Raw genomic sequence first — 21,946 nt, 5'->3', positions numbered from 1 at the left:
GGGTCCGGGTCGCACGGCGATCCGGACCCCTGCCGCGTTCACGGGACTAATTGGCGCTCAGTACCTTTCGATCACCGAGCGGAGTCTTCAACTGGATCTCGAGGGTGCCGAAGACAGCGATCATGGTGCACATCTTGCCGACGGCATCGGGCAGGGTGCCGGACTTCAGGTCTACGGTGACGGTCGAGGAGGTCTCGGTGACGCTGACGTCCACCCCGTAGCACTCGGGGGAGCCGGTCTGGAAGTTGACCGCGATCTTATCCGGGGCGAGGCGGGTCCAGCTGTCGAACGAGATGCCGTGCGGGCCGACGATACTCGGATCCGGCGTGAAAGCGCGACCGATCTGTCCGTTGGGTGCCTCGGTGGGCGTGGTCTTCGTGCTGGTCGCCGCGGCGCTGGTCTTCGATTGGTCGCCAGTGCTTTCCGTGCTTCCGCACGCGCTGATGGTGAGCCCGATGAGGGTGGCTGCGGTGGCAGCGATCAGGCGGCGTCCCCGTGTCCCGTACATGGCTGACACCCTAGTGTCCGCGACCGTGCGCCCGGTTCCGCGTGCCGGGTTCGACCCGCTGGCGAATATCTGGCGAAGACACGCCGAAATCTTCGCAGAACCGGCGCGTAACCGTGCGGTGACCGGCACCGGCTCGGTAGTGTCGTGCCAGATGTGCGAATGCAGTTCCGCGCCATCGGCTTATCTCATGATCACCACCCCCGAAAGGACGCACCGTGGGCGACTCGTTGAAGGTCGGCGAAGAACTCGGTCGTGGAGAGGCGCTGCAAGGCGGTGCCTACACCCTGACTCTGCAAGATGATGGCAACCTGGTGCTGTCCGAACCGAGCGGCAATGTCGTGTGGGCCGCCGGCACCAATGGCCAGGGTGTCGTTCGGGCCACGCTGCAAGACGACGGCAACTTCGTTCTCTACAAAGAGGACGGCGCCGCCTGGTCCACCGAGACCAATGGTAAGAGCGCGGACCGCCTGGTCGTGCAGGCCGACCGCAATGTCGTGCTGTACGGCACGGACGGTGGCGCCCTGTGGTCCTCGGGCACCAACACCGACAACCCGCTGCCGGCGCCGGAGCCGGTCCATGCCCAGGCCGCCGCGGTCGTCGAGGACGTCCCCCCGCCGCCGCCCGCCGCCCAGACCTACACCGTGGAGCCGGGTGACACCCTGTGGGCCATCGCCGAGCGCTTCTACGGCGACGGCAACCGCTACCAGGAGATCGCCGACGCCAGCGGCATCGACAACCCGGACCTCATCCAGCCGGGCCAGGTTCTGACCATCCCGTAAGGCGCGGCCCTGCCGGCGTTCGCGAGATATGAGGCCCCCGAGTGCAAATGCACGCGGGGGCCTCATGAGTGGGCGAATGAACTCGCGCCGCCACCACAAGGGCTGAATCCGTAAAGGCTCTGAGCCGATGGAGTTCTCGAGTCGAATTCGCAGCTGTGAGTGGGCGCCTGAGTCCCTCGAGGCTCTGAGCTGACGTAGGTCTCGAATCGAATGAACTCCCAGCTGTCACTGGAGGTCCTGAGTCCCGAAGGGTCCTGAGCCGATGGTGGCCTCGGGTCCATGGTGGCCCGATATCCGAGCCGACGACGGGGGAAGCCCCGGCCGATTCGGCGCGGGGCTTCCGGTGTTGTTCATGGGGGTCGGGGGCTCGCCCGTGAGTGTCGCGAGAGTTGTTCCAGCTCTCGGGTTTTCGGCCTGTGGGTCGCGAGCTACCGGCTCGTGAAAGGCAGCAATGCCATCTCGCGGGCGTTCTTGACGGCGACGGCGACCTGGCGCTGCTGCTGGGGGGTCAGGCCGGTGACCCGGCGGCTGCGGATCTTGCCGCGGTCGGAGATGAACGTGCGGAGCAGGTTCACGTCCTTGTAGTCGACGGTCTCGACGCCGGCGGCGATCAACGGGTTCTTCTTCGGCCGACGGGCCTGCTCGGCACGGGCCTTCTTCGATGGTGCTCGCTTCACTGCCATGTCAGTGGTTCCTTACTCACGAATCGTGGATGCTTACCAGCTCGATTTGTGCACACCGGGCAGTTCTCCCCGATGGACCGAATTTCCGGAGATGACCACGCGGGCGTCCGTCCGCGACGTCCCGATCGCGCAATCGTACCGGACCGGCATCCCGGGGCAGTTTCCGCAGGACGGCCTGCACGGCCGCCGGCTCGGCGTCAGTGCTGCCCGGTTTGCGGGTTTCTTTCGATTCCGCGTGCGGCTCGGCCCAGCGGCACGACTCGTTCGTGCTCTGCGGTACGAACTTGCCGAAGCCCGGCTTGCGACCGCTGACCTGGCGGATCGCCGACATGGGCCACTCCCTTCCAGTGTTGGACGATGATGACAATCGTTTTCGACAACGACTTGTTTCAGGGTACCCGCGGGCACCGGTAATTGAAAATCATTGTCGAGAGCCGGTCGTGGGTGCGGTCTCGACGCGAGGCCGTGCTCGTTCTCGCGGGCTCCCCGGCTGCGCGCCGACGCCGAGGCCGGACGAGATTCGCCACGCACTGCGCTGGGCGACGAGGGCGAACCGCGGCAAGTGCGTTTCGCGCGGAGTGGGTCGCGCGGTGGACCGACCCGTTGGGCGATCACTACGAAGGACTCTGCGACACAACCCGATCCGCTCCCGTCGGCGGGGACGTGGCCACTCGCGACCATGAAAGGTGAAGCGATGAAACAGGGCATCCACCCCGGCCGCCATCCGTGGTCTTCCAGGGCCGCAGGGCGGAAGTGCTCGGTGTCGCCAAGGTCGGCGATGGCCTTGATGCCGCGGGGCTGGAGTAGCTGCGCGTAGAGCAAGATCCGGACTCAGCCGACGATGGCGGCGCAGTGATTGGGTCACCATCGAACTGCGCAGTCGTCGCGATAGCGCGTACCGATTGTCCGGTCTTCTTGTGCGTGCGAAAAAGTCTTCCCAAAGTTGTGAACTCGTGGCCGAGTGACGGTATTCTCATGCGTTGAGGGCGGGTTCTTCTGATTACAGAAGAACCCGCTCATCGCCACTTCAGGGCCGGTTCGGGCCCGATTTCCGTGGAGAAAATCCGACAAATCGACCAATTCAGCTGTCGGATACGGCTTTCGGCAGATTCCCAGCCGGAGCATGTTCAGCCTCGGCCGTTTTGCCCGAATGACCGTTAGGTCCGGTACCCCAGCCGGGCAGCGGCACACCGGGCAGCAACTGCTCCAGCCTCGCCAGCTGATCGGCGATCGCCGTGGCCGGACCCTCCACCAGGGAGAAGGGGAACGGCCAGTGATGCTGGCCGGACAGCCGCGCCACCTCGTCCTTCAGTTCGGCCGTCGTGGCCTCCAGATCACTGATCTCGGTACGCAGTTCGTCGATCTGGTTGAGCGCCGCCGCCAGCCCATCCACCACCGTCCGGTTGCGGCCCTGGGCGTCGGTGCCCAGTTGCGGCCAGCCATTGAGACCGGGGCCGCGCAGTTGGGTCTGGACGTCCCGCAATACCGCGTCCTGTTCGGGTGTCAAGTCGGGTTCCTCCGTTTCCGCATCCCACTGCCCGAAATCGGTTCTATCGGTTTGGTTCACATCGCATTGGATGCCGTCGACCGTCACCTGCTCGCCGGTCTGGAAGATCGCGATCCGCGGATCCGCCTTCCCGCCCGACCACGCGACCGTCTGCCACGCCCAGGTCGCGGTCCCGCCGTCCAGCGCTCGGCTCACCGGCCAATATCCGCCGTAGATCCCGACATTCACGCGTCCGATGACGCTGGCCGCGCCGTCCAGGTAGGCATCGATGGATACCTGCTGCTGCGGGGTGGCGTCGAAATCGGCGGAGAAGTAGATGGGCCGATCGGTTCGCCCGCCGCAGCGCAGCACCTGGGCCAAGGCGGCGCGCGCGTCGGTCACGCCCGCGCCGTAGCCGTCGAGCATGCGGGCGGCGGTGGTCTCCCAGTTGGAAACGATGGAAATGCCGTGTGCGCGCAAGTCGTCCGCTTCGGCGGGGGTCAGGAGCTTGCCCGGCATGGCGGGTCCGCCGTCGGACAGATAGCGGATGACGAAGTCGTATCCGGCATTCCTGATGGCACTGGGGGCGGGCCGACCTGCGGCGTAGTCCAGCCCGAAATGCATGCCTCTCACTGTAATTCGAGTGACAGCCCGATGTGCGGCTCTGCCCATTTTGCCCTCGGCTTCGCTCCGGGCGGGTTCGCGGCCTGGAGGTCTCGTGCTCGCCTCCCGCGCTCGGCTCCCCGCCGCGTCGTCCGGAACGAGCGCTCCGCCTGCCACGCTTGCGCCGCGAACCACCCCGATGATCGAGCGAGAGTGGTTGACTGGGGGCGCTTTGTGAGGTGCGTCACTGATATCGAGGAACGGAGATGACCGATGCCTGTACGCAACGAGGCCTGGCCGCCGGGAACACCGTGTTGGGTCGATTGTCAGGTCGACGATCCGGCCAAGGCCGGTGAGTTCTACGCCGAACTGTTCGGCTGGGACATGCAGGGTGGCGATGAGGACGCCGGGGGCTACCTCATGGCACTGCGGGACGGGCAGGCGGTGGCGGGCATCGGGCCCAAGCCGGAGTCCGGGGTGCCGTCGGCGTGGACCACGTATTTCGCGGTGGCCGATGCCGACAAGAGCGCCGAACAGGTGACGGCGGCGGGCGGCAGCCTGCTGGTGCCCGCCTTCGACGTCATGGAGTTCGGCCGCATGTTCGTGGCCGCCGACGCCTCCGGCGCGCCCTTCGCGGTCTGGGAGGCTCGCGCGCACGACGGCGCGGCCGTCTACAACGAGCACGGCGCGTACGTCTGGAACGACTTGCACACCGGCGATTTCGAGGCCGCCAAGGCCTTCTACGCCGAGGTTTTCGGCTTCACCTTCACCGAATTCGACGACGAGGCCATGCGATACGCCACCTTCACCCCGCCCGGCGGGACCGATTCGGTCGGCGGCATCAATGACGACAGCGTCAACGGCGTGGCGCCGGCCCAGCCCTACTGGCTGACCTGGTTCCAGTTCGAGGGCATCGACGCGGGCCTCACGCGCGCCGTGGAACTGGGCGCGACCGCTCTCATGTCCGCCACTGACGGACCGTTCGGCCGGATGGCCATCATGGCCGCGCCGCAGGGCGAACTGTTCGGCCTGCTCGATCCCACCACCGCCGAAATGCCCGCGGCCGCGGGCTGATCCGGAGACGAGTCGAGCCGGGTCGATCGGCATCGACCCGGCCCGGGATGGTGACCCGCGACTGTCGGCGGCGCTAGCGCACCGATTCCGGCCGCCGCAGCCCCTGCTGCGCCGCCGCCTGCTGAGAGGCCGCCTGCAGCGAAGTGCCATGCGCGACCTGCGGATCGGTGGTCGCCGTCGGCGCCCGCCCCTCGCGCCGGTCCGGCGCGACCAGGATGGCCGTGATCGGAATCGCCAGCGACAGGGTGCCGATGATGAAGAACGGCACGAAGAAGTTGAACAGTATGTTCCCGTGCGGAGCGGTCGCGGCGGGGTCGACGTGCACCTGCAGGCCGGTCAGCCCGGCGTAGTGCATACCGGTCACCATGATCGCGTACAGCAGAGCGCCGAACAGCACCATCGGCACCGACGCGACCCACAGGCTGAACCACAGGGTCAGCGCCGAGAGTACGAACGCGATCACATACACCGCGACCGTGGACACCAGGCTGCGCTCCACGCTGCCCTGAATCCGGATGGCGCCCAACAGCAGCTGGTGCACGTCACCGAAGCCGAAGGCCATCACGGCCGCCGCCACCAGCAGCCGCCACCAGACCACCTTCTTGCCGCTGACGAGCAGCGCCACCAGCACCGTGGCCGCCGACAGCACCGAGAACAGAGTGATGGACAGGTTGTCGTAGCGCAGCTGGCTGCCCCGCACGTCGAAGCCCAGCATCGATACGAAGATGGGCATCGCGACGCCGACGCCGCCGATGGAGACCGCCGCCACGACCAGCCACACCAGGCGGAACCGCTGGGTCACCGACTTGGTGGACTGGCGGATGCAGGCCAGACCGCAGGCCGCCCCCGCGAACGACACGATCAATGCCAGCGCGAGGACCCAGTAACCCATCGAGAAGTAGATCATCCAGACACCCCTGTCTTCGTAAGCTCCGACCCCGGGTGGGCGAACCGCTAACCGCGCTGGGCGGTTTCGCGTTGCACCGCCATCAGCCGTTCGATCGCGTACTCGGTGACGGCGGCCAGCGCGCGGCGCACCTCGACCGGGTCCCGTGCGTCGATGTCCACGATCGGCACGCCCTCGCGCACGCTGAGCGCCTCCCGCAGTTCGGCGACCGGGAAGCGCGGCGCGTCCGGGAAGCGGTTGACCGCGATCAGGAACGGCAGCGACTTGGCCTCGAAGAAATCGACGGCCGCGAAGCTGTCCTCGATGCGCCGGGTGTCGACGAGCACCACCGCGCCGATGGCGCCGCGGATCAGGTCGTCCCACATGAACCAGAATCGCCGCTGCCCGGGCGTGCCGAACAGGTACAGCACCAGGTTTCCGGGCAGGATGATGCGCCCGAAATCCATGGCCACCGTGGTGGTTTCCTTGCCCGGCGTGGCGGCGAGGTCGTCGACCCCATCCGAGTAGCCGGTCACCATGGCCTCGGTGCGCAGCGGCACGATCTCCGAGACAGCGCCGACGAAGGTCGTCTTGCCGGCGCCGAATCCGCCCGCTACGACGATCTTGGTCGAGGCCGTGCGCGACTCCTCACCCGGTCGCGGCGGGTACTGCAGGGCCGGGTTCGGGAACTGCCCGGTCGTGTACGCCGGCGCCCCGTGCGCGCCGCCGGGGTAACCTCCGCCGTCAAAGGGCGCGGAGTCCATGCAGTGTCCTCTCCATCAGGGACCGGCGCTCGTCGAAGGTCGCCTGATCGCTCAAAGTCGAATGCACGCGCAGAGTTCCGGCGATGACGAGATCGCCGATGACGACCCGCACCATGCCCAGCGGCCGGCCCAGGTGCGCCGCGATCTCGGCGACCGAGAGCCGCGCGGTTCCCAGCCGCAGGATCTCGGTCCGCACGTCACCGGCGGGCCAATCGAAATGGGCCGTGTAGGACAGGGTTTCGACGACCGCTTCGAGCGGTAGATCCACCGCCGGCTCGGTGCGGCCGGAGGTCAGCGCGTAGGGACGAACACGTGTGGTCGGTGGCCGGTTACCGCCGCCGCCAAGGGGATTGGTCATGAGCGGCTCATCTAGGCAGTGCGGGCGGTGGCCGAGACCACGGACCCGACCCGGTCGACCAGTAGGGCCATCTCGTAGCCGATGCGGCCGATGTCATGCTGCTTGTTGGCCAGCACCGCCAGGTGCGAGCCATTGCCGACGCTCATGACCAGCAGGTAGCCGCGCTGCATCTCGACGATCGACTGCATCACCTTGCCGCCCTCGAAAAGCTGTGCGGCGCCGGCGGACAGGCTGGCCAGGCCGGCGGTCACCGCGGCCAGCTGCTCACCGCGATCGGCCGGCAGATGCGGGCTGGTGGCCTGCAGCAGACCGTCCGCGGAGACCAGGACAGCGTGCGAGACGCCCGGCACCTCCCGGGTGAAGCGGGTGACCAGCCAGTTCAGGTTCTCATCGGTGGTGGTGCGCTGGGTGTCGGTCATGCATGCCCTCCGTCGTTGTACTGGGAGTCGGCCCGCCCGGAGCGGACGCCGCTGAGATGCCTGCTGAGGCTCTCGCGGATCTCCTCCGGATTGCGGCCGCCGCCGTCGTCCTCCTGGGCGACGGCACCGGGCACCAGCTGGGCGCCGGGTCGCCGAATCGGCAGGCCGCCCTCGGTGCGACTGGTTGTGGTCGGGTTGGCCGCCTCTTCGGCCGCGGCCCAGCCGCTGTCCGAACTCGACGACCAGGCAGCGCCGTTCTGTTGCCCGTCGGCCGGCTCCACCAGCCACTCGGAGACCATGCGCTGATATATCGGGGTCGGGGCCTCGCCGACCGGACGCAGGCCGGCCGGAGGAGCGACCGGGCGCTGGGCGGCGGGTGCGGTCTCGTTGCCGCGGATGTCATCGGCGTCGACCGCGGGGGTCGCGGGCCGGTCGTTGTCGCCGAAAGCGCTGTAACCGTTGCCGAAGTAGCTGCCGGTATCGGGGCCGTTGGGGTTGTAGCCGTATCCGTTGCCACCGCCGTTGCGGCCGTTGGTGATCGGCGCGGTCGGCTCCGGGAACTGCGCTACCGGCTCGGGGGCCGGTGCGACGGGCTCGGGGACACGCAGGGGCTCGGGCGTCGGCGCGGGCTCGAAAGTGCGGGCGGGCTCGAAAGTGCGGGCGGGCTCGAAAGTGCGGGCGGGCTCGAAAGTGCGGGCGGGCTCGTCGCGTGCGGGTTCGTAACCGCGCGCCGACTCCGGGTTGGGTGCGGACTCGGCATCGCGCGCCTCGCCCCAGAAATCCACCTGCGGCGTCGTCGGCTCCGGCCGCAGCGCGGTCACGCTGTAGGCGCGGGCGTCGTCGGGTTCGGCGAAGGCGTCGGTGAAGCCGTCCGAGAACCGATCCTGCTGCTGTGGCGGTCGCTGCGCCTGCGGAGGCTCGGAGAACGCGGGCATGATCGGCTGCTCACCGGTGTCCGGGCCCGGCTTGCGCTGCGGCAGGCCGGAACTGGTGAAGCGTCCGGTGGTGGTGGCCGCCGCGGGCTCGGGCAGGTTCGGCACCGGCGTCAGCCGCGGCGGGGCGACCACCGGCTGCGGCGCCGAGGGCACCGGAATCGGGCCGGACGGCATCGCGATCGGGCCGGAGGCCAGGGCCGCGGCCGGCGGCACCGGCAGCGACGACGTCACCGGGTACTGCCCCGTCGGGTCGCCGCCGCGCTCGGGCGCGGGGGAGACCAGGCTGCCCGGCAGGTGCACGCTGGCGGTGATGCCCGGCTGCTGCACCATGGCGGAGGTGCGGCGCAGGCTGACCGTGATGTTGTGGCGCTTGGCCAGGCGGCCGACGACGAAAAGGCCCATGCGGCGGGCGGTCTCGACGTTGACCTCGCCACCGGAGGCCAGGCGGTCGTTGATGCCCTGCAGGTCGTCGGCGTTCATGCCGAGGCCGCGGTCGGTGATCTCGATCAGGTAGCCGCCGTCCACGGCGCGCGCCACCGACACCGCCACCGGAGTGGTGGGCGGGGAGTAGCGCAGCGCGTTGTCGATCAGCTCGGCGAGCAGGTGCTCGATATCGACGGCGGGCTCACCGGCGACGATGCCGTCGGGCACGGTGCCGATCTCGACGCGCTGGTAGTCCTCCACCTGCGACACCGAGGACCACAGCATGTCCGACAGCGGCACCGGCGCGAGATGGCCACGGCGCAGCGCGGTTCCGGCGAGCACCAGCAGGTTGTCGCCATTGCGGCGCATGCGGGTGGCGAGGTGGTCGAGGCGGAACAGCGACTGCAGGCGCTCGGAGTCGTCCTCGTCGCGCTCGAGCTCCTCGATCAGCGACAGCTGCTGCTCCACGAGGGATTGGCTGCGGCGGGACAGGGTCTCGAACATGTTGCCGATCTGCAGGCGCAGACGGGCCTGCTCGGCGGCCAGATGGAGCGCCTGGGAGTGGATGTCGTCGACGGCTCGGGCCAGCTGGCCGATCTCCTCGGTGGTGTGCACGTCGACCGGGGAGATCTCCGGGGTCGCGCCGCCGGCGCGCACCACCTCGAGCTCCTGCGGCAGGTCGATGTGGGCCACCTGCAAGGCATCTCGCCGTAGGCGGCGGACCGGGACGACCAGCGAGCGGGCCACCACCAGCGCCAGCGCCAGACCGGCCAGCAGCATGCCGATCACGATGGAGGTATCGCGCAGCACATTGTTGCGCGCCTCGGTGGTGAGCTGGGACAGCTTGGTGTCCATCGTTCCCGCGACGGACTGGATTTCCTTGTCGTAGGTGTCCGCCGAGCCCTTGAGCGAATCCTGCATGGCCGGCAGCGCCCCCGGATCGGGCACGTTCTGCATCAGGATGCCGACACGGGCGCCGGCATTGTCCTTGAGCGTGTTGGCATTCGGCGCGCCGTCGGGCACCAGGCCGCGGTACACCTCGATCATGGTGATCTCGGCGCCGATGGCGGTGAGCAGCTTGGTGCGCAGCGCCGGGTTCGAGCCCGCGCCCGGCACCGCCAGCATGACGCGCTCCTGGGTGAGCAGACGCATGGCGGTCATGGCCGAACCGAACTGCAGGAAGGACTGCTGCACGCGGAGGTCGCCGACGGTGGGCGCGTTCGCGAGCGCGGTCTGGGCGCGGGTCTGGACCTCGTCGGCCTGATCGCCGATGGTCTGCGGGGAACTGGTGCGCAGGCTGTTGCGCATGGTCTTGGCGACCGCGAGAGCCTGGCCGAGTTCCTTGGTGACGCCGGGGTTGGCGTTGGAGGACTTGAGGCTGGTTTCCAGTTCGGCCAGGGCCTGGTCGAATTTGGCGGTGGCGGCGTCGAGGTCCGGATCGACGTCCTGGTTGCCGCCGGCGATGGCCGAGACCGCGAGTTCGTCGGTGGCGACCACGAATTTGACGGTGGGGTGGAGCACGTCCATCTGCTCCGTCGACGCGCTCAGTTTCGAAATGGTCTGCAATTCGCTGTTGATGCGCAGTACCGCGAAGGTCGCGGCGAGGAGCACCGGGAGCACCAGCACGATGCCGACCTTGCGGGTTACGGGCCAGTTGGACAGGCTGAATTGCCAGGACCGCGGTGCTGCTTCCATCCCGCTTCCGTCGCCTCCGCTTTCACGTTTGACCCTCGGGTACGTATGCGGTTGTACGGCTTTGGGGTCGAACCCGCGCGGAACCAACTAAGGGTCTTCTTTTACGGCCTGCAACATACCGCGTGAGCTGACTAACGGCAATTCGGACGACTTGGAGGTTTAGTTTCCGAATACGGCCTTGCCGCAACGTTTTTCGCGCGGATTTGGGTGACAGTGCAACCACTCCGCGGAGGGAATCCGAAAAACCCGCAGGTCACCTGCCCGACACACTCGGCGTGTCGAAGTGTCCCTTCTCAGTCACCTCTCAGTCGCTGTGGGCAGACTGGGGACCATGCGCATTCTGGTAGTCGACGACGACCGCGCGGTCCGGGAATCGCTGCGTCGTTCGCTGACCTTCAACGGGTACACCGTCGACCTCGCGGTCGACGGTCTCGACGCCTTGGAGAAGACCGCCAGTCAGCGACCCGACGCCCTCGTGCTGGACGTCATGATGCCCCGGCTGGACGGACTCGAGGTCTGCCGCCGACTTCGCAGCACCGGCGACGATCTGCCGATTCTGGTACTCACGGCACGTGATTCGGTCTCCGAGCGCGTCGCCGGACTCGACGCCGGCGCCGACGACTACCTGCCCAAGCCCTTCGCGCTGGAAGAGCTGCTGGCCCGGCTGCGCGCGCTGCTGCGCCGCACCGCCGGAGATCAGGTCGACGCCTCCTCGGAGGCCATGACCTTCGCCGACCTGTCCCTGGATCCGGTCACCCGCGAGGTCACCCGCGGCGAGCGTCAGATCAGCCTCACCCGCACCGAGTTCTCGCTGCTGGAAATGCTGATGGCCAACCCGCGCCGGGTGCTCACCCGCAGCCGCATCCTGGAGGAGGTGTGGGGCTACGACTTTCCCACCTCCGGCAACGCGCTCGAGGTGTACATCGGTTACCTGCGCCGCAAGACCGAGGCCGACGGTGAACCGCGTCTCATCCACACCGTGCGCGGCGTCGGCTATGTGCTGCGCGAGACCCCGCCGTAGGAGCCGTGCTCGTGGGTAGAACCGTTCCCCGGCGGACGGTGGTCGCCGGACTCGGGTCGCGTCCGGAGTCGGCCGAACTGCGCCCGCCCATGCCGCTGACCCGGTCGGTGTCGCTGCGCTGGCGGGTGACGCTGCTGGCCGCCACGGTGGTAGCGGTGGCCGTCGCCTTCACCTCCATCGCCGCCTACGCCATGGTGGCCCGCTCGCTGTACGCGGACGTCGATTCGCAACTGCGGGCGCGGGCCTCGGTCATGATCGACAACAACCTCGACAGCCTCGGCTTCCAGTCGCTGGTATTCGCCGGGCTGTACTCCAGCGATGTCGGCGTGGCGCTCGTCTTCCCGGACCAGTCGCAGTACGTGCCGCCGCAGACCACGATTCCGCCCATCGGCAATCAGGAGCGCGCGGTGGCCCGCGGCGAGATCGGCTTCTCGCTGCGCACCGTGGACGATCAGCGGGTGCTGGCGCGGCGCACCCACTCCGGGTCCACCCTGGTGGTCTCGCAGCGTCTGCAACCCACCAAGGAGGTCCTCGACCGGCTGGCCTGGCTGCTGTTCGTGGTCGGCGGCTGCGGGGTCATCGTGGCCGCCGCGGCCGGAACCACCGTGGGTCGCACCGGTTTGCGGCCGATCGCCCGGCTCACCGCCGCCACCGAGCGCATCGCCCGCACCGACGATCTGACCCCCATTCCGGTCACCGGCGACGACGAACTCGCCCGGCTCACCGAGAGTTTCAACACCATGCTGCGCGCCCTGGGCGAATCCCGGGAACGGCAGCGCCGCTTGGTGGCCGACGCCGGCCATGAGCTGAAGACGCCACTGACCTCTTTGCGCACCAATATGGAACTGCTCATCGCCTCCTCGCGCCCGGGCGCGCCCCGCATCCCGGACGAGGACATGGCAGAGCTGCGCGCGGACGTGATGGCCCAGATCGAGGAGCTGTCCACGCTGGTCGGCGATCTGGTCGACCTCGCGCGCGAGGACGCCCCCGAGACCGTCTACGAGCAGATCGACCTCGGCGACGTGGCCGAACGGGCCCTCGAGCGGGTCCGGCGGCGGCGCACCGGAATCGAATTCGAGGCCCGACTGCGCCCCTGGTTCGTCTACGGCGACGAACCGGGACTGGAACGCGCACTGCTCAATGTGCTCGACAACGCGGCCAAGTGGAGCCCCGAGGGCGCGAAGGTCTTCGTCACCATGGGTGAGACCGGACGCGGGCTGCTGGAGTTCGCGGTCGACGACGCCGGGCCGGGCATCCCGCCCGCCGAACGGGAGCTGGTGTTCGAGCGCTTCTACCGCACCACCGCCTCGCGGTCCATGCCCGGTTCCGGGCTCGGGCTGGCCATCGTCAAGCAGGTCGTGACCAAACACGGCGGCACCATCAACATCGACACTTCTGACCGCGGCGGCGCATTGATCCGTATCGTTCTGCCTGGAGAAGGTGCACCGCCGCAGCCCGACCCAGCGGAGGATTGAGTACGGGGCGGGGCCGGCGAGCGCAGCGGCGACGGACAACCGAACCCGGGAAAGCTCGGCGAAAAGCAAGCACGGTCTCAGTCCACTCTCAGTCGTTCCCGCCAGGCTTGGCGACGAGACTCGAGGAGAAAACGAGAAATGACCGAGGATTCGAACACGCGGGGCGCCGAGCCCGAAGGCCACGCCGCCGCCCAGCCGAACCCGCCCGCGACTCCGAGCGCCCAGCCCGCCGAACCACCGCGGGCCGGCGAGCCGCCTCGAGTCGCCGATGCGGCCGACGCCACGACCTCCGGCGCGCCCGACACCACGGCCTCCGGCCTGCCCAAGCGTGATCCCGCCGGCTCCGCCACCCCCGAGGCCCCGCCCTTCGATGGCTTCTCCGCGCCCTCCGCGCGGCCCCAGCCGGGCCCGGCCGCCCCGGGCCAGCCCGCCGGCGGTCCGGGATTCGGTGTGGCACAGCCCTTCTCCGCTGGAGCGTCGCAGGCCCAGGGCGGCGAGTTCCGGCCGGCGCCGCCGCCGGCCGGTGCCGTCCCGCCGCCATCCGCTCCGCAGCCGTCCGCGGGTGCCGCCCCGACCTTCGGTGGTCCGGTCGGACCGGGTTACGGCGTTGCGGGACAACCGGGTTCGGGTGCGTTCAATCCCGCTACCCAGGTCCTGCCCGGCGCGGGATATCCTGCGCCGCAGGGCGCTCCGGCAGCAGCCGCGTACGGCGCGGCTTTCGGTGGGGCACAGCCCTATTCGGAGCAGTTCGGGGCCGGGCGGCATCCCACCGAGGAGATTCCGGCCGGTGCCTACGGTCAGGCGTACGCGGCGTCGGGGGCCGGATACGTCACCGGACAGCATCCGGCTCAGGCGATTCCGGGCGGTGCCGGCATGCCCTACGCGGACCCGCCCGCCCCGAAGCGCTCCGGCCGCACCGGGCTGGTCGCGGGCGCGGTAGTGCTGGCACTGCTCAGCAGCGGCATCGGCGGCGCGGTCGGCGCGCTGGCCACCCACCACAACGACACCCACTCGACCGTGACCAATGCGCTGGATCAGCCGGTGGGCAATGGGAAGACCGCGCCCGCGCCGGATGGCTCGGTGCAGGCGGTGGCGCAGAAGGTGCTGCCCAGCGTGGTCATGATCCGGGTCGCGGGCGCGCGGGCCGAGGGCGAGGGGTCCGGCGTGATCCTGTCCACGGACGGCCTGATCCTCACCAACAATCACGTGGTCAGCGGCGCGGGCCCGAACGCCAAGATGGATGTGGCGTTCAGCGACGGTTCGACCGCTCCGGCCACCGTGGTAGGTGCGGACCCGGTCTCGGACATCGCGGTCATCCGGGTCACCGGCAAGACCGATCTGAAGCCGATCGACCTGGGCCAGTCCGGAAATCTGCAGGTCGGCCAGGGCGTGGTGGCGATCGGTTCGCCGCTGGGCCTGGCGGGCACGGTGACCAGCGGCATCGTCTCCTCGCTCAACCGACCGGTCTCCACCAGTGGGGAGCCGGGTTCGCAGGGCACCGTCATCGACGCCATCCAGACCGACGCGGCCATCAACCCGGGCAACTCGGGCGGCGCGCTGGTCGATATGGACGGCAGGCTGATCGGCATCAACACCGCCATCGCCACCATGGGCACCGCCGAGTCGGCGGGCGCGCAGAGCGGTTCCATCGGCCTGGGGTTCGCCATTCCGGTCGACACCGCGCGCCGGGTGGCCGATGAGCTGATCAAGAACGGCAAGGCCACCTACGCCCAGATCGGTGTGACCGTGCGGGCGCAGGACGACGTCAACGGTGCGCGCGTGATGGACGTGTCGCCCGACAGCCCGGCCGCCAAGGCCGGCATTCCGAAGAACGCGATCATCACCAAAATCGATGACCAGATCGTGGATTCGGGCAACTCGCTGATCGCCGCGGTGCGCTCGCACCGGCCGGGCGACAAGGTCAAGGTGACCTACACCGATGACCAGGGCAAGAATCCCAAGACCGTCGAGGTAACCCTCGGCGAGGCAGCTGTGGAGGGTGGCCGATGACGATTCACGAGAATGGGCGCGAACCCGTACCAACGATCCGCGTCACCGCGGATGGGGGCTGGGAGCTGTTGTCGGACAAGGGCGCTACGGTGAGCACCATGGAAATCGATGCCGCTGTGGCGGGCCGTGCTCTTGTCGTGGTCGTCGACGACCGAACCGCCCATGGCGGGGTGGACTCGCTGGGTCCGCTGGTTACCGAACTACTCACCGAGGCCGGCTTCCTGGTGGACGCCTCGGTATCGGTGGCGGCCGACGAGGTGGAGATCCGCAATGCGCTCAATACCGCGGTGATCGGCGGTGTCGACCTGGTCATCTCGGTCGGCGGCACCGGCATGTCCCCGCGCGACGTGACCCCGGAGGCCACCGAGGAGGTGTTGGACCGGGTACTGCCCGGCATCAGCGAGGCGCTGCGCTCCTCCGGGCTGGCCGCCGGTTCGCTGGACGCGGGACTGTCGCGCGGTCTGGCCGGGGTCTCGGGCAGCACGCTGGTGGTGAACCTGCCGGGTTCGCGCGCCGCGATCCGGGACGGCATGGCGACCCTGGGCCCGCTGGCCAGCCGGGTCATCGATGAATTGTCCGGTCTGTCGGAATGACCGACACCGGAAAATCTTCCGAGCCACCCCGTCCGGCCGAGCGTCGGGCGGGGTCTCGTCGTTTATCCCCCGCCGAGCGCGCCCGGCTGGCGCGCGTCTTCGGTGACGAGCTGCCGTCCACCACCAAGGACGAGCGCACTCCCGAGCCCGAATCCGGCCGATCCTCCGATGATTGGCTGCGCTCCCAGGTTCCGCCGCATCACGGCTGACATCCGTCACGACAACGGTCGCGGCGGTGACGCTCGAGCGTGTTCGTCTGTCGCGGTCCGGACCGACACCGGCAATGTCGTCATCGCTTACCCATCTGTGGGACGAGCCCTTCGGTCTCGGCCGATCAGTTTCCGCTCAGCGCAAACCCAAGCGGCCCAGTGCGATTAGCGCCGGGCCTCTTTTGCCGTCCGCGACTTTCTCGACATACCTGCGGGTTTCCGTTGGCGAGTGGTCAATCATGTTCGCTCACGTCTCAGAGCCCACTCGTGTGATGTAAAGTGCCCTCGTCGCTGCACCAAAAGAATTTGTGGCCAGTAACACAGCGGCAACAATGTGGCGACAAACTTTACCGGGGATTCGGAAGGGTCCCATTTCAACCTCGGTGGTCGAGGTTGAACTGCTTGAAACCTGATGAGGGGAAGTATGAGCGAGAACCGCACCCACGGTGTGCGTACCGCGGCCCGCTTTGCGGGCATCGGCGCGGCCGCGGCCGTGGCCATCGGCCTTTTTTCCACTGGTGCCGCTAACGCCGACACCTTCGTGCCGTTGCCGGACGGCCAGAAGGTGAACCCGGCGGGCACCGTCACCATCACCCGCACCGGTGAGCACGCGATCGTATCGCCGTCGCTCGCCGCCAATGGCGCGGGTCGTGTCGTATGGGTCAGCGGCGCCGCGAGCGCCGTGGTCACCGACACTCCGGATGGCACCGTCGGTCCGTGGAACGGCCCGACCAACAGCCCGGGTTCGAACAATTCGTCCACCCATGGTTCGTCGATCCTCAGCACCGGCTACATCGTCGGTTGCCAGATCAGCATCGGTGAGGACGCCATCTCCGCCGGTATTTCCGGCAGCGTCAATCTGGACAGCGCCAGCCTCGGCGGCTCGATAGGCGTCAACCTCGGCCCCGGCCAGGTCGCCTTCGTGCAGATCGACTCCAAGGACGTCACCAAGGCCGGCACCTACTCGGTCGAGTACCGGGACGCGGAGATGCAGATTCAGGGTTGCGCGGGGTACGCCCAGGCGCGTGCGTACACCACTGTCGAAATCATCGGCAATGACTACTCGAAGACCACGCTCTACGGGCAGCCGTTCAGCATCGGCTGACAGTGGTCTCGACCCCGCCAAATCCTTTCTCGCGTAAGCGAATTCGACCCTAAAGGGACAATTAGAAATGAGCATCCGTAAAACCGCGGCGCGGGTGGCCGGTGTAGGTGCCGTCGCCACCGCCGCTCTTGGCCTGTTCTCCACCGGCGCTGCCAACGCCGACACCTTCGTGCCGCTGCCGGGCGGCGAGATCACCCAGACCCTCTCCGACGGCACCGTGGTCACGGTGAAGCTGGTCGGCGAGTCCGCCAACATCAGCCCGTCGATGGGCGCCACCCCGGTGCACCGCAACGCCTGGGTCTCGGCGTCGGCGCAGGTCCACATCTCCGGTGACACCACCGCCACCGGCGGCAAGATCTTCCCGGGCTACGTGGTGGGTTGCCAGGTCACCATCGACGGCGGCAATGTCAACGGTGGCGCGACCGGCGGCGCCAGCTGGGACAGTCAGGGCAATGTCACCCCGCAGGGGGGCGTCAACTCCGGCGCCAACCTGACCCTCGGCCCGGGCCAGGCCAAGTCGTTCTACGTCCTCGACCTGGAGCAGCCCGACGACTACGGCCACGAAGCCCACAAGACCCGCAACGTCTTCAAGGGCACCGATGGCTCGGTGACCTGGTCGGACGAGACCATCGGCCTGAACGGCTGCGCCGGTTACGCCCAGGCGCGCTCCTTCGTGAGCGTCGAGGTCGAGACCGACAACGTCATCAGTTGGCTCACGCTGTGGGGCCAGCCCTTCAGCCTCGGCTGAAACCGGCTCTCGCGGGTTTCAGGGGTCTAGGCTCCTGAAACTCCTCGGGCGGCAATGAATGAGCTCGGCGCACCAGCGCCGGGCTCATTTACGTTGTCCCTCTTCAGAGTTCGTGCCTACCGCCGGCGCTGCGCTCGGCGAGCAGGTCCCGGATCTGGGTCAGCAGTTCGGTGTCGGTGAGCGCGTCTGTCTTGGCGCCCCACATTTTCTTGGCCTTGTTGGCCGGGATCACCACGACGAAGTAGAGCAGCACCGCGATGATCACGAAGTTGAGGGCGGCGGTGATGATCGGCCCGACGGCCACGAAGGTGGCCGGCTTGCCGGACACCAGCTGGAAGCCCAGGCCGAGCTGGTTGGTGCTGCCGAACACGGCCAGCAGCGGGGTGATGATGCCGTCGCTGAACGCGGTGACGATGGCGACGAAGGCGGTGCCCATGACCACGGCCACGGCCAGGTCGACGACATTGCCGCGCATCAGAAAATCCTTGAAACCCTTGAGCATTGCCGAAACTCCTCTACCTGAGGGATCGATCGCAGAGTTATGGGGGTATACGGCGATGCTAGTTCACTCGCGGACCGGTTCAGTGGAACACGACGGTGAGCGCCGTGCGCAGCGAGGCCGCCGCCACCACCGCGGCCCGGGGGGAATCCAGGGCCACCAACACCACCCGGTCACCGCGCCCACGCTGGTTCTCCGCTCCCGAGACCAGCACCACGGCCGCGTCGGCGGCCAGCAGCCGGGCCGGGCGGCCACCCCCTCCGGAATCCTCGCCCGCCACCACGTCCACCCGGTCCCCCGACCGCAGGATCTCGGCAACGGCGTTGTCCGCCAGGCGAATCGGAACGATGCGGGCGTCGGGGGAGCGTGCCGCCACCGCCGCCAGCCGCGGCCCCACCACCCGTACGTCGGTGACGATCTCACCGGCGGTCAGGGCCGCCGTCAGCGTGGCCCCGCGCAGCCGCGCGGCCTCGCGCACGGCCCCGGCGGGGAGCGTGGCCGTCTCCCGGGCCGCGGGCCGCACATCGTTGTCGCTCAGGACCTGCCCGGGCGGCAGATCCCGCGCGGCGACCATGACCTGGGTGTGCCCTGCCGCGGGGTCGCCGCGCACGGCCAGGAATCCTGCCAGAACGAGCAGGGCGACCGCCCCGACCCTGCGCGGCAGCACCGCGTCCGCCCAGTTCAGTCGGCTACGGAACTCGTGCAGAAGTGCTCGATACGGTCGCGTCATGCGGGGCAGCGTACGGTCGCCCCGACACCGACATGCCCGGGAAACGGGCAGGCTGTGGATAAACGAAGGAGGGTGTGGAGAAATGCCCCTCCGACCCATCCGGGGGCCCGTGGCCCCCGGGAATCATTCTCGACGTGCCGTCGGCGCGCGTATCAGGCGGCCGAAGTGGTGCTGGGGGTGCTCGACGTGGTCGACGTCGAGGAACTCGACGAGGTGGAGCCGCTGTCCGAGGCGGAGGTCGACGCCTTGGCCGGCTCGGAGGAGGTCGAGCCGTTGCGGCTGTCGGTGCGGTAGAACCCGCTGCCCTTGAAGACGATGCCGACCGAGTTGAACAGCTTGCGCAGTTTGCCGTTGCACTGGTCGCAGGTGGTCAGTGCGTCATCGGAGAAGGACTGCACGATGTCGAACTTGTTGTCGCACTCGGTGCATGCATACGAGTAAGTAGGCATCGAAAACCTCCACGCTCTTCGTCGAATTAGCACTCTACAGCTGGCAGTGCCAACGCTGCCAATCGGGTGTCAATTCCCGGCCCGTTCGCCCAGCCGTCGCAGGCCCCCGAACGGGGTCAGCACCCACCCCATTCGATGGTCGTGCGACTCCTCCGGCAAACGCTCCACGAGTTCGTCGTCGCGCACCACCGCGATCAATCGCGCATCGGCGCGGCAGGCGCTCAAACTCCGGTCGTAATAGCCGGCCCCGCGCCCCAACCGGACCCCGCGCCGATCCACCGCCAGGGCCGGAACCAGAATCGCCGAAGCCTGCGCGATCCCGTTCGCGACCGGCGCGTTGCCCGGCTCCCGGAGCCCGAACCGGCCGCGCCGCAAACCCTCCGGCCCGGTGTATTCGGCCCATTGCAGCGGACCTGGCTCCCCGGTGACCGGGAGCAGCACCCGCGCTCCGGCGGCCCGCAGCGCGTCGAGCATGGCGAGCGAGCCGGGCTCGCCGCCGACGGGCACGTAGGCGCACACCCACGCCGCGTCGCCGAGCTCCCCGGCCGCCGCGGCCAGCGCCGCCGCTTCCCGCTCCCGATCGGCGGCGGGCAGGGCCCTGCGCCGCGCGAGGATCTCCTCGCGCCACGACCGCTTGTCCCGCTCGTCCGTCACGCTCCCACCCTAGGGCGGAAGGTTCAGCGGTCCGAGCGCGGCCGGGTGAGGGTGAAGGTGTCGACGGCCTTCAGTTCGCTGGTCGGCCCGGTGAGGGCGTAATAGGTGCCGGTGATGGTGGTGGTCCCGCCCGGCTGACCCGGGTCCACGTCGAAGGCGCAGAAGCCATAGGCGTGTTCGGCGTCCTTGAAGGCCGACCAGGGCGCGTCCTCCAGGACGTACACGGGAGCCTTCTTGCCGGTGGCCGGATCCACCGCGCCCACGGCGGTGATGACCCGGCATTTGTCGCCCGGGAAGAACAGCTGATTCGACGGCGAGGAGGTGCCGCCGCCCCCGATCACCAGATGCACGGTGCCCTTGCTGGTGTCGACGACGTCCTTGCGAGTATCGGCGGGCTTGGGGGTGAGGGTCTCGGACCCGGTCACCCCGCGCACGGGATGCGAACGCTCGTAATGGTGTTCGTGCCCGCACAGCACCAGGTCGACCTGGTATTTGTCGAACAGCGGCAGCCAGTCCTGCCGGATGCCCAGGTCCGCGCCGTTGAACTTGTCGGCCGAGGAGATGGCGACCTGGTGCATGAACACCACCACCCAGTCGATGCCCCGGTCGGCGCGCGCCTTGGCCAGTTCGCTCTCCAGCCAGCGCTTCTGGGCGCCGCCGGAGTAGCCCTTGACGTAGCTGTTGCCGCCGTCCTGCAGGCAGATGTCGTCATTGGCGAGCGCGATGACGCGCACGCCGCCGACGGTGAAGGCATACCAGAGGCCCTTGGCGTGGTCTTCGCTGCCGGAGTCCGGGACGGTGAAATAGGTCTGGAACGCCTGGTATCCGATGGGCCCGTTGCCGAGTTCGTTCTCGTGGTTGCCGGGCGCGGGCATCCAGGGCCGGTAGCGGGCCGAGCGAGAGTTGTTGGCCCACCAGTCGTTCCAGGTGCGAATGCGGTCGGTGGCGATATTGGCGTAGCAGAGGTCGCCGTTGACCAGGTTGAACAGCGGGGCCAGCGATTCCACGGCCGAGGTGACGTCGCCGGCGTACTGCGAGCCGAGGTTGTCGTTGAGGGCCTTGCCGTCGACGATCTTGCCGACGGTGGGTGTGCCCTGGTCGCCGAAGCTGGTGAACCGGAATTTGGCGCGGCCCGCGGGCGCGGTGCGGATGGTGCCGAGTTCGGGCGGCGCGCCGTCGTGCCCGGCGGCGTACACGTAGTCGGTGTCGGGGGACAGGCCGGTCAGTCGGGCATGGTGGGCTTGAATCTCGATGCCGGACTTGGCGTCCCGGTAGGTGCGGGTCTCGGCCTGCGCGCTCCTGCCGAAGCCCGCGTCGGCGGTGCCGTAGCGCACAGTGGGTTTGGTGACCGATCCGGTGGTGTGCCAGGTGACCACGACCTCGCGCGCGGGGTCGGACCCGAACTGCAGGTGCAGCCCCGAAACGCGGGGCGCGGCAGCGCGATCGGGGGTGGTGACCAGTTCGGCCGAGCGCGGCCAGGCCTCGGCGTTCGAGTCGTTGCCGCGCAACGCCACCGCGCCGCCCGCGCCGACCGCGAGCCCGGCCAGGCCGGCCACGGCCGACGCGCCGAACAACCGGCGTCGGCTCAGCCCGCGTGCGGCGTCGGGGGAGCTCGTAGCGGGGGCTGGGCTGTTCGGGGCGGAATCGGGGTTGTGGGAATCCTCACGGTCGGTCATAGGTGTCAGCTAACTATCGCTGGGTACGAGGGAGGTCACAGTGCGGCGAACACGAAATGAAATGAACGGGTCGGTCTCACAGTTCTGTTCCGGTCCGGCGTTCGATGCGCTTGTCCGGCCCCGGACCCTTAGGCTCTCGGGGATATCGAGGCGGCCGTGAGTCG

General features: G+C 68.6%; 22 protein-coding genes and 1 pseudogene. 9 read left to right on the top strand and 14 right to left on the bottom strand.

The window, feature by feature from the left end:
- Positions 1-46: 46 nt before the first annotated feature.
- On the bottom strand, positions 47-508 hold the full coding sequence (locus GLP40_RS22660; RefSeq protein WP_154789968.1) for a hypothetical protein: 462 nt from the start codon (positions 506-508) through the stop codon (positions 47-49).
- Between the two features lie 215 nt (positions 509-723).
- Here GLP40_RS22660 and GLP40_RS22655 point away from each other — a divergent pair, with 215 nt between their 5' ends.
- Entirely contained in the window at positions 724-1,287 is a 564-nt protein-coding gene (locus GLP40_RS22655; RefSeq protein WP_328290526.1) for a LysM peptidoglycan-binding domain-containing protein, read from the top strand.
- A gap of 428 nt (positions 1,288-1,715) precedes the next feature.
- On the opposite strand, the gene rpsR is transcribed toward GLP40_RS22655, so the two are convergent.
- The 3 genes and pseudogenes from rpsR to GLP40_RS22640 all read right to left on the bottom strand — a co-directional run bounded on the left by rpsR (position 1,716) and on the right by GLP40_RS22640 (position 4,080).
- Positions 1,716-1,970: a 30S ribosomal protein S18 gene (rpsR, locus tag GLP40_RS22650; RefSeq protein WP_154789967.1), complete on the bottom strand. Its 255-nt coding sequence runs from the start codon at positions 1,968-1,970 to the stop codon at positions 1,716-1,718.
- A 33-nt stretch (positions 1,971-2,003) separates the two neighbouring features.
- Positions 2,004-2,223 (bottom strand): annotated as a pseudogene (locus GLP40_RS22645) (30S ribosomal protein S14); the annotation flags it as partial.
- Positions 2,224-3,051: 828 nt separating this feature from the next.
- Positions 3,052-4,080, bottom strand: a complete 1,029-nt coding sequence (locus GLP40_RS22640) for a DUF1906 domain-containing protein (protein WP_196054749.1) — start codon at positions 4,078-4,080, stop codon at positions 3,052-3,054.
- A 252-nt stretch (positions 4,081-4,332) separates the two neighbouring features.
- Between GLP40_RS22640 and GLP40_RS22635 the strand changes: the two genes are divergently transcribed.
- On the top strand, positions 4,333-5,133 hold the full coding sequence (locus GLP40_RS22635) for a VOC family protein (protein WP_154789965.1): 801 nt from the start codon (positions 4,333-4,335) through the stop codon (positions 5,131-5,133).
- Between the two features lie 73 nt (positions 5,134-5,206).
- Here the strand turns inward: GLP40_RS22635 and GLP40_RS22630 are convergent, their stop codons facing one another.
- Genes GLP40_RS22630 through GLP40_RS22610 form a run of 5 tightly spaced genes read right to left on the bottom strand, consistent with a single transcriptional unit; the run spans position 5,207 to position 10,613 of the window.
- Positions 5,207-6,040 carry an MHYT domain-containing protein gene (locus GLP40_RS22630; RefSeq protein WP_154789964.1) on the bottom strand — a complete coding sequence of 278 codons (834 nt, stop codon included), beginning with the start codon at positions 6,038-6,040 and terminating at the stop codon, positions 5,207-5,209.
- A 47-nt stretch (positions 6,041-6,087) separates the two neighbouring features.
- Positions 6,088-6,783, bottom strand: coding sequence for a GTP-binding protein (locus tag GLP40_RS22625; protein WP_230329813.1), 696 nt, complete (start codon positions 6,781-6,783; stop codon positions 6,088-6,090).
- On the bottom strand, positions 6,764-7,141 hold the full coding sequence (locus GLP40_RS22620; protein WP_154789963.1) for a DUF742 domain-containing protein: 378 nt from the start codon (positions 7,139-7,141) through the stop codon (positions 6,764-6,766). Before GLP40_RS22620 ends, GLP40_RS22625 begins: the two co-directional genes overlap by 20 nt.
- A gap of 11 nt (positions 7,142-7,152) precedes the next feature.
- Complete coding sequence (locus tag GLP40_RS22615) at positions 7,153-7,560, bottom strand: roadblock/LC7 domain-containing protein (RefSeq protein WP_154789962.1); 408 nt, start codon at positions 7,558-7,560, stop codon at positions 7,153-7,155.
- Positions 7,557-10,613 carry a sensor histidine kinase gene (locus tag GLP40_RS22610; protein ID WP_154789961.1) on the bottom strand — a complete coding sequence of 1,019 codons (3,057 nt, stop codon included), beginning with the start codon at positions 10,611-10,613 and terminating at the stop codon, positions 7,557-7,559. Before GLP40_RS22610 ends, GLP40_RS22615 begins: the two co-directional genes overlap by 4 nt.
- A 331-nt stretch (positions 10,614-10,944) precedes the next feature.
- On the opposite strand from GLP40_RS22610, the gene GLP40_RS22605 reads away from it, so the two are divergent.
- The 7 genes from GLP40_RS22605 to GLP40_RS22575 all read left to right on the top strand — a co-directional run bounded on the left by GLP40_RS22605 (position 10,945) and on the right by GLP40_RS22575 (position 17,774).
- The gene (locus GLP40_RS22605) at positions 10,945-11,634 is read left to right on the top strand and encodes a response regulator transcription factor (RefSeq protein WP_154789960.1); all 690 of its coding nucleotides are present in this window, start codon (positions 10,945-10,947) and stop codon (positions 11,632-11,634) included.
- An 89-nt stretch (positions 11,635-11,723) separates the two neighbouring features.
- Complete coding sequence (locus GLP40_RS22600; RefSeq protein WP_154790060.1) at positions 11,724-13,109, top strand: sensor histidine kinase; 1,386 nt, start codon at positions 11,724-11,726, stop codon at positions 13,107-13,109.
- 654 nt (positions 13,110-13,763) lie between these two features.
- Positions 13,764-15,119: a S1C family serine protease gene (locus GLP40_RS22595; RefSeq protein WP_230329840.1), complete on the top strand. Its 1,356-nt coding sequence runs from the start codon at positions 13,764-13,766 to the stop codon at positions 15,117-15,119.
- Positions 15,120-15,217: 98 nt separating this feature from the next.
- The gene (locus tag GLP40_RS22590) at positions 15,218-15,712 is read left to right on the top strand and encodes a MogA/MoaB family molybdenum cofactor biosynthesis protein (RefSeq protein WP_196054754.1); all 495 of its coding nucleotides are present in this window, start codon (positions 15,218-15,220) and stop codon (positions 15,710-15,712) included.
- Positions 15,709-15,921 (top strand): hypothetical protein, encoded by a 213-nt coding sequence (locus GLP40_RS22585; protein ID WP_154789958.1) that lies wholly within the window; start codon positions 15,709-15,711, stop codon positions 15,919-15,921. Before GLP40_RS22590 ends, GLP40_RS22585 begins: the two co-directional genes overlap by 4 nt.
- 424 nt (positions 15,922-16,345) lie before the next feature.
- Complete coding sequence (locus GLP40_RS22580) at positions 16,346-17,026, top strand: MspA family porin (RefSeq protein WP_154789957.1); 681 nt, start codon at positions 16,346-16,348, stop codon at positions 17,024-17,026.
- A 67-nt stretch (positions 17,027-17,093) separates the two neighbouring features.
- Complete coding sequence (locus tag GLP40_RS22575; RefSeq protein ID WP_154789956.1) at positions 17,094-17,774, top strand: MspA family porin; 681 nt, start codon at positions 17,094-17,096, stop codon at positions 17,772-17,774.
- Between the two features lie 103 nt (positions 17,775-17,877).
- Here GLP40_RS22575 and mscL read toward each other — a convergent pair whose 3' ends face one another.
- From mscL to GLP40_RS22550, 5 genes are all read right to left on the bottom strand, one after another.
- Positions 17,878-18,276, bottom strand: coding sequence for a large conductance mechanosensitive channel protein MscL (gene mscL, locus GLP40_RS22570; RefSeq protein ID WP_154789955.1), 399 nt, complete (start codon positions 18,274-18,276; stop codon positions 17,878-17,880).
- A 79-nt stretch (positions 18,277-18,355) separates the two neighbouring features.
- Positions 18,356-19,003, bottom strand: coding sequence for an SAF domain-containing protein (locus tag GLP40_RS34545; protein WP_154789954.1), 648 nt, complete (start codon positions 19,001-19,003; stop codon positions 18,356-18,358).
- 152 nt (positions 19,004-19,155) lie between these two features.
- Entirely contained in the window at positions 19,156-19,452 is a 297-nt protein-coding gene (locus tag GLP40_RS22560; RefSeq protein ID WP_154789953.1) for an FmdB family zinc ribbon protein, read from the bottom strand.
- A 69-nt stretch (positions 19,453-19,521) separates the two neighbouring features.
- Complete coding sequence (locus GLP40_RS22555; RefSeq protein ID WP_328290525.1) at positions 19,522-20,106, bottom strand: 5-formyltetrahydrofolate cyclo-ligase; 585 nt, start codon at positions 20,104-20,106, stop codon at positions 19,522-19,524.
- 23 nt (positions 20,107-20,129) lie between these two features.
- Positions 20,130-21,782 carry a purple acid phosphatase family protein gene (locus tag GLP40_RS22550; RefSeq protein ID WP_154789952.1) on the bottom strand — a complete coding sequence of 551 codons (1,653 nt, stop codon included), beginning with the start codon at positions 21,780-21,782 and terminating at the stop codon, positions 20,130-20,132.
- Between the last annotated feature and the right edge of the window lie 164 nt (positions 21,783-21,946).

Origin of the sequence: Nocardia aurantiaca (assembly GCF_009708175.1) — a bacterium.
Lineage (GTDB): Bacteria > Actinomycetota > Actinomycetes > Mycobacteriales > Mycobacteriaceae > Nocardia > Nocardia aurantiaca.
This window is presented reverse-complemented; position numbering and strand designations above follow the sequence as displayed.

Coding starts and splice junctions, on each gene's coding strand:
- GLP40_RS22660 (WP_154789968.1), bottom strand. CDS start 508: ATGTACGGGACACGGGGACGCCGCCTGATCGCTGCCACCGCAGCCACC.
- rpsR (WP_154789967.1), bottom strand. CDS start 1,970: ATGGCAGTGAAGCGAGCACCATCGAAGAAGGCCCGTGCCGAGCAGGCC.
- GLP40_RS22640 (WP_196054749.1), bottom strand. CDS start 4,080: ATGCATTTCGGGCTGGACTACGCCGCAGGTCGGCCCGCCCCCAGTGCC.
- GLP40_RS22635 (WP_154789965.1), top strand. CDS start 4,333: ATGCCTGTACGCAACGAGGCCTGGCCGCCGGGAACACCGTGTTGGGTC.
- GLP40_RS22630 (WP_154789964.1), bottom strand. CDS start 6,040: ATGATCTACTTCTCGATGGGTTACTGGGTCCTCGCGCTGGCATTGATC.
- GLP40_RS22625 (WP_230329813.1), bottom strand. CDS start 6,783: ATGGACTCCGCGCCCTTTGACGGCGGAGGTTACCCCGGCGGCGCGCAC.
- GLP40_RS22620 (WP_154789963.1), bottom strand. CDS start 7,141: ATGACCAATCCCCTTGGCGGCGGCGGTAACCGGCCACCGACCACACGT.
- GLP40_RS22615 (WP_154789962.1), bottom strand. CDS start 7,560: ATGACCGACACCCAGCGCACCACCACCGATGAGAACCTGAACTGGCTG.
- GLP40_RS22610 (WP_154789961.1), bottom strand. CDS start 10,613: ATGGAAGCAGCACCGCGGTCCTGGCAATTCAGCCTGTCCAACTGGCCC.
- GLP40_RS22605 (WP_154789960.1), top strand. CDS start 10,945: ATGCGCATTCTGGTAGTCGACGACGACCGCGCGGTCCGGGAATCGCTG.
- GLP40_RS22600 (WP_154790060.1), top strand. CDS start 11,724: ATGCCGCTGACCCGGTCGGTGTCGCTGCGCTGGCGGGTGACGCTGCTG.
- GLP40_RS22590 (WP_196054754.1), top strand. CDS start 15,218: ATGGAAATCGATGCCGCTGTGGCGGGCCGTGCTCTTGTCGTGGTCGTC.
- GLP40_RS22585 (WP_154789958.1), top strand. CDS start 15,709: ATGACCGACACCGGAAAATCTTCCGAGCCACCCCGTCCGGCCGAGCGT.
- GLP40_RS22580 (WP_154789957.1), top strand. CDS start 16,346: ATGAGCGAGAACCGCACCCACGGTGTGCGTACCGCGGCCCGCTTTGCG.
- GLP40_RS22575 (WP_154789956.1), top strand. CDS start 17,094: ATGAGCATCCGTAAAACCGCGGCGCGGGTGGCCGGTGTAGGTGCCGTC.
- mscL (WP_154789955.1), bottom strand. CDS start 18,276: ATGCTCAAGGGTTTCAAGGATTTTCTGATGCGCGGCAATGTCGTCGAC.
- GLP40_RS34545 (WP_154789954.1), bottom strand. CDS start 19,003: ATGACGCGACCGTATCGAGCACTTCTGCACGAGTTCCGTAGCCGACTG.
- GLP40_RS22560 (WP_154789953.1), bottom strand. CDS start 19,452: ATGCCTACTTACTCGTATGCATGCACCGAGTGCGACAACAAGTTCGAC.
- GLP40_RS22550 (WP_154789952.1), bottom strand. CDS start 21,782: ATGACCGACCGTGAGGATTCCCACAACCCCGATTCCGCCCCGAACAGC.